Genomic DNA, 6,155 nt, shown 5'->3' on the forward strand with positions numbered 1-6,155 from the left:
CCGACGCCGTTGATGCAGCCGCCACCACCGCCGGGGCCACCGCCGCCACCGCCGACGCCGGGAATCTGACCGCCGCCGCCACCGGGGCCACCACCGCCGCTGGGCCCGCCGGGAACGCCGCCACCCCCGCCGCCGGGACCACCGCCACCAGTGGGACCGCCGGGGATGCCGCCGCCTCCGCCGCCGGGTCCGCCGCCACCAGTGGGTCCTCCCGGAACACCACCACCGCCGCCAGGTCCGCCCGGTGCCGGCGACGATGGCGCCGGGGTGACGCTCGTCGTCGTCGTAGTCGTCTTGGTCGTGGTGGTGGTGCTTGTGTGTCCACCTTTACCGCCGCCACCACATCCGACTGCCAAAGAAAGCACGGCCGCACCGCCGATCAGCGCGACCGCAATTCTTGGCTGGGTTTTCATCAGACCCTCACTCTCATCAGGAGCTCGCACTGTTTCAAGCCCGCCCCTCTGTACCCGGATTGCACCAAAATAAAACGTAATGACAGCCGCGGTCGGCGATTACGGCATTATCGTGAGTACGTCAGTGAGTGGGCCGCTCGAGACCGTACCTGCGTACGACATCGTCCAGCCAGTCCGGCATCCCGTAGGTCAGGCCGTATTTCTTTGCCAGCTCAGCGAATTCGGGCAACTCATGGAGCATCGGGGCAGCCGGATCATCTGCGTGGGACATCAGCAGTTCACCCAGTTCTCGAAAGTAGTTTTCGAACCCGCCGGGAGTAATCACTTCGATGATGCGGCCCGGTTCGGTGCCGGCGTTCCACATCGCATGCATTTGCCCGCGCGGTTTGGTGATGTAGCCGCCTGGGCCGAGGACCACCTCACTGTCGTCGGAGCGAAACCCGATTTCACCTGCTAGCACGATCGAGTGCTCGTCCTCACGGCTGTGCATGTGCGGCGCGGTGATCGATCCGACCTCGAATGGGTGCTCGACTATCGCCACCTCTCCCCCGTTGGTTCGGCTGGACAGCTTGAACACGGCCCCAAAACCGGGCAGCGCGACAGTGTCTCCCTCCCCTGGCTGCACGACCGTGACCTCGGTTCGGTTCACATCTGCCATCTGACTTACCTCCTTGCTGTCCAACCGGATTGATTGGAGGACTCGTTGGGGCACTTAATTGGGCGGTCGGACGGTGAGCACGGTCTTTCCTGGTTGGCGGCCCGCCTTGGCGCCGCTGGCATATGCAGCGGCGCCCTGGCTGAGGGGAAACGTCGCTGCGATGGTGATGCGCAACGCGCTGGCGTCGGCGAGCGCGGCAAGGTTGGTGAGTGCGGTCGTGTCGGTGGTGACGATGAAGAAAATGGCGGTGATCCCTAGCTGCGCCGCTCGACCCTGGTCGGGTGGTGTCTGCAAGGTGATGAGTCGGCCGCCGGGGCGTACTAGGGCGTAGGACCGATCAAGAGTGTCGCCGCCAACCGTGTCGACGACGACGTCGAAAGCCTCTGTGCCTGTGGACAAGTTGTCGTTGCGGATGTCGACGACCTCATTGGCGCCGAGCGCCTTGACATAGTCGACGCCGCTGCGAATGGTGGCAGTGACGTGTGCGCCAGCCGCGGCGGCCATTTGTACGACGTAGCCGCCGACCCCTCCAGCACCGCCATGCACCAGAACGCGTTCGCCCACACCGAGGTGGGCGTGGTCGAACAACGCCTGTTGGGCGGTCAAGGCGGGAAGCGGTAGCGCCGCCGCCTCGATGTGAGACAACGAGAGTGGTTTGGGCCCAATATGGTCGGCGGGTACGGCGACGTACTCGGCAGCAGCGCCGTCGCGGTCGAACGGAACCAGCCCGTACACCTCGTCTCCGATCGCGAATTCGGTTATAGCGCTGCCAATCTCGGCAACTCCGCCGGAGAATTCATGAGACGGAATGATGGGGGTGCGGTCGACTCCGTCGCGCGTCCATGTCTCTTGCCAGCTGAGTTCAGCGAACGTGATGGCGGCAGCATGCACCTCCACCAGGATCTCCCGTTCAGCGATCGTTGGTAGGGGGGCTTGTTCGTAGACCAACACCTCGGGTCCGCCGCGGGTATGGGCACGCAGGGCATGCATCATGGGACCTGCCATTCATCCCACCCCGGTCGCTGCGGCGCTCGCCTGGTTCTCAGACGGCCACAGCGGTTGCGGCACTTCGACACCGAACGGTGCACCCCAGCGGTTTCGCGATGAAACCTCGTGCACGGGACGCCGATTGGCTGCCACACCCCATTTGCCCAGTGGATAGCCGAGGGCCAGCATGGCCGACATCGTCCAGCCTTCTTCAACGGGCACGCCCAGTAACTCGTTCACCCTGTCCTCGAAATTGCGGAGCACCATCGTCATGACACCGCCGACGCCCTCGGCGCGGGCGGCGAGCAACACGCTCCAGATCGCCGGATATATGTTGGCGCCGCCGAGGTCGTCGATGGCGAAGACGAAAAGCAACAGGGGAACTTCTTCGAAATGGTCGGCCAGATAGTTCCCCGAGCCTTTGATGCGGCGCATCGTTTCGGCATGAGCGCCCTGGTCCGCACCGGGCGCCGGCGCTACCATCGGCCCCGTCCCCGTCTGGAATTTCTCGTATTCGAGGGCTCGGGCTTGCCGGAACAGTTGGCCGAACTCGTGTTTCAGTTCCGGATCGTCCACGGCCACAAAGTGCCAGCGTTGAGTGTTACCACCATTGGGCGCGCGAATGGCGGCATCAAGGATACGAGCCTGAGTTTCCAGCGGAATCGGGTCGGGCCGCATCCGCCGCATCATCCTGGTGGTGTAGAGCGCTTCGTAGATGTCCATGATCTCGTCTCCTCGAGAGAGCTAGTACTTAGTTTGCGCTCGCTGCATTGCTACGACCGTCGCTTTCCGCGCCGCATTTCCCACAAAATGCGACAACCAAGGCCTCGAAGTTGATGCTGCTGACGCGACACGACCGCAGGTTCCCGACGTCAATGCGCGCTGACGACCATAAGCGCGCAGCGACCCGGGAATTGTCAGTGGTCCGTTCAGCGTCGCCTAGGCAATTGCGCGCCGATGATCGGCGCAATCTTGTCGGCCAGGTATGCGTGTCCTGCGTCGTTAGGGTGCACGCCGTCGGGTCCGATCAGATCGGGCCGGTCAACAAACCATCGGTCGGCAATCGGGTCGACGAACGATGCTCCAGCGCCGTGGGCGGCGCCGTTGAGGACATCACGAATCTGCAGCACGGATTCGGGTACATCGGCGGTCGGCCACGGCGGTCCGATCACCAAGAGCCTGCCGGACGGCGTGATGCGACGGGCCAGATCGAAAGCCTCGCGGGCCATTTCAGTTAGGCGAATCTGGTCGACGCCTTGGTCATTGCGGGAGCCGAAAAACACCACCAAGGCGTCGTCGGGCTTGACAGCTCGCGCAGTCAGATCCTCGAAAATGCTGCCGTGGTCGCCGGGAACCGCGTAGCCGGCCCGGCCCTCCGCCGCGACATCGGCGACAACCTGCACCCCCTGGTGAGACAGCGTCTGCCAGGCCAGAGCTGTCCATGCTTTCGGTCCCTGGCCGCCTTCGTCTGTGCCGGTGGTGTAAGAATCGCCGATCACCGCGATATGGTTCGGCGGTGAACTGCGGCTCAACGTGTGGTAGCGCATCACCGGCGCAGCGTGGTCGATGGCAGTTACAACCAAAACGGTGAGACAGATGACAATCGTGGCCACCCGACTCACTGTTACCTCCACTGCCAATGCGATCGCGTTGTCGCGCATCGCTACGACAGCCACCTTAGGGCCATAGCGAAAACGCGTTAGAACTCTAGCTGAGAGACTGGCTGGCACAGCATAATTGGCGTGCTCAGAAAAGCCCTTACACGGCGCGCACCGAAACCGCCGTCGGCTGAGCCGTCAGTACATCGTCGATAGTTTCGAGTTCAGTGCTCACCGGGTCCCAGAGGTGGTCGATCGACGTCTTCCGACTGGCCTCTTTAACATCGACCATCCTGCGCATCCACCGACGGGCAGGCTCTTCGACCAAGTGATACAGCAGGACCGAAACAGCGACTGCGAGCGCGAGCAGGCCCACGACGTTCCATTTCCACGGGAACGTCTGTAGCGTCAGCTCGAACTGTTCCACTGCCCATCCCCAGGCGGTATGCACCAACTCGTGCACCATGTACAAGCAAAACGAGATCTGCCCGCCGTAAACCATCAATCGGGTCGACAGCAGCCTCGGCAGACCGCCCACCCCGATAGCCAGCGTGATCACCAGCGGAACGAACAGCACGTCGACCACCCCGCCGCTGTCGTTCTCCACGACTCCGGTGATCGGGTGCGCGTCGAACCAGTACAGGACGCCCACCATGCTCGCCATGAGAAGCAGGGATAGGTACCCGGCCACGCGGCGCGCGCGGTGGGTGAGCCGCAACCGGCGCACCGCGGCACAGGCCAGCGCACCCGCGGTGAACTGCGTCACGATGCGGGGCAGCCAGCTCCACGGTGTGTAGAACTGGCCGCTGGTCAACAACAGAACCACCGGCGGCAGCGACGCGGCGACGGCCAGCCAAATCAGGGTCCGCGCGCGCGTAGCGTGCTTCATCCGGAAGATCACCAGCACCAGCAGACCGAACAGCAGGTAAGCCAGCCACTCGGCGCTGATCGACCAGGCCGGCCCGTCCCAACTCGAGCCGTCGAAGTACGGCTGAAACCACAGCTGCACGAGCAGGATCTGGCGTACATAGCTGACCGCCGTCAGCTGACTGGCATCGGGCGACGGTACGTGACCGACATGGAGGGTGAAGATCACCCACAGCGCCGCCAGATGCAATGTGACCAGGTACACCGGCCACACTCTGGCCAGCCGCAGCCACAGGAAATGTGCGGTCGCCCGCGCCGACCAGTTGCGGCCCATCCGCTCCAGATAGTTCCAGGTCAACACGAACCCGCTGAGGATGAAGAACAGATCTACGCCTTGCGCACCACAGTTGAGCACCGGCGCGAGCGCGTCCCGGAAGTCAGGTGACGCATCGCTCAGCATCGGCCGGAAGTGAAACAGCACCACCCATACTGCGGCAACGATGCGCAGTCCGGTCAGAGCCTTGATTTCTCCGCTGCGCACGATGCTCATTCCATGTGGACTCTGCTGTTCGTTCGCTTTCAGGTCGGCTGGCCGGGCGCTTCGCAGCCCCGCGACAGGGCACCGGCAGCTTTAGCAGAGTAACAGCGCGACCACCGCAATGCCGTGCAAGGGATCCGGTGTGGCTTGTCGCGCGAAGTGGGTATCGACACCGGATCAGCTGCTGCCGCAGGACTTTATCCCAGCGGCTGACTTCTCGGACGCGGGCGTGGATTACGTTGCAAGCGAGCGTATTCGCTGATTTGGTCCAGCTGAGAAGTGTCTTGGCGCATACTCGAACCTACTCTCAGGGCGCTCGCTCGATGCGCTTCAGGACCTGACTCGCGGGCCGTCGAATCACTATCCCGGCAGTCATTCGGACAAAGTCTTGACTCAGTCCAGAAAAGGGGCCATATTTCTCTTGTGCCCTCCTGGCCGGAGTACGCGAAACAGCTGCGTTTGGCCGATTTGCGTGTGACGCGCCCCCGAGTTGCGGTGCTCGAGGCCGTCGAGGCGCATCCGCATGCCGACACCGAAACAATCTTCGACGCAGTGCGCTCCGGCTTGCCGAGGGTGTCCCGCCAGGCCGTGTACGACGTCCTGCATGCCTTGACCCGCGCGGGCCTGGTGCGGCGCATCCAGCCATCCGGCTTCGTTGCGCGCTACGAATCGCGTGTCGCCGACAACCACCACCACCTCGTCTGCCGGTCCTGCGGGGCCATCGCAGACGTCGACTGCGCCGTCGGCAAAGCGCCGTGTTTGACCCCGGCCGACGACAACGGCTTCGAGCTCGACGAGGCCGAGGTCATCTACTGGGGTCTTTGCCCCAATTGTTCGACGTCCTGATTACCGATTCACTACCCCGAAAGGAAGGACCAAGTGTCCGAAAGCGAAAACCCAGCCATCGAGGCTCCGACGCCCACGGCGCATCGGCCCATGACGAACCAGGACTGGTGGCCGAACCAGCCGGATTTGTCGGTGCTCAAAAAGCACGCGCCCCAAGCCAGTCCGATGGGCGAGGGATTCGACTATGCGGAGGAGTTCAAGAAACTCGACGTCGATGCACTGAAGCGCGACATCTTCGAAGTGATGAC

General features: G+C 63.3%; 8 protein-coding genes. 2 read left to right on the forward strand and 6 right to left on the reverse strand.

Features of this window, described 5'->3' with window-relative positions; translation table 11 throughout:
• The 6 genes from VFA16_RS09020 to VFA16_RS09045 all read right to left on the reverse strand — a co-directional run.
• Nucleotides 1-199 (reverse strand): hypothetical protein (locus VFA16_RS09020; RefSeq protein WP_324967479.1); only part of this gene is annotated, 199 nt, incomplete at its 3' end.
• A 335-nt stretch (nt 200-534) separates the two neighbouring features.
• Nucleotides 535-1,071 (reverse strand): cupin domain-containing protein, encoded by a 537-nt coding sequence (locus tag VFA16_RS09025; protein ID WP_324967480.1) that lies wholly within the window; start codon nt 1,069-1,071, stop codon nt 535-537.
• A gap of 54 nt (nt 1,072-1,125) precedes the next feature.
• Nucleotides 1,126-2,061 carry an NADP-dependent oxidoreductase gene (locus VFA16_RS09030; RefSeq protein ID WP_324967484.1) on the reverse strand — a complete coding sequence of 312 codons (936 nt, stop codon included), beginning with the start codon at nt 2,059-2,061 and terminating at the stop codon, nt 1,126-1,128.
• A gap of 15 nt (nt 2,062-2,076) precedes the next feature.
• Nucleotides 2,077-2,781, reverse strand: a complete 705-nt coding sequence (locus VFA16_RS09035; RefSeq protein WP_324967481.1) for a nitroreductase family protein — start codon at nt 2,779-2,781, stop codon at nt 2,077-2,079.
• Between the two features lie 206 nt (nt 2,782-2,987).
• A complete protein-coding gene (locus tag VFA16_RS09040; protein ID WP_324967485.1) occupies nt 2,988-3,680 on the reverse strand; it encodes an Rv0518 family GDSL lipase in 693 nt (230 codons plus the stop codon).
• 136 nt (nt 3,681-3,816) lie between these two features.
• Entirely contained in the window at nt 3,817-5,073 is a 1,257-nt protein-coding gene (locus VFA16_RS09045; RefSeq protein WP_324967482.1) for an acyltransferase, read from the reverse strand.
• Nucleotides 5,074-5,484: 411 nt separating this feature from the next.
• Here VFA16_RS09045 and VFA16_RS09050 point away from each other — a divergent pair, with 411 nt between their 5' ends.
• Nucleotides 5,485-5,907 carry a Fur family transcriptional regulator gene (locus tag VFA16_RS09050; protein ID WP_324967483.1) on the forward strand — a complete coding sequence of 141 codons (423 nt, stop codon included), beginning with the start codon at nt 5,485-5,487 and terminating at the stop codon, nt 5,905-5,907.
• A 33-nt stretch (nt 5,908-5,940) separates the two neighbouring features.
• Nucleotides 5,941-6,155, forward strand: a 215-nt coding sequence (locus VFA16_RS09055) for a hypothetical protein (protein WP_324967486.1), incomplete at its 3' end; no start/stop codon positions are given.

This window comes from Mycobacterium sp., assembly GCF_035653355.1.
Taxonomy (GTDB): Bacteria; Actinomycetota; Actinomycetes; order Mycobacteriales; family Mycobacteriaceae; genus Mycobacterium.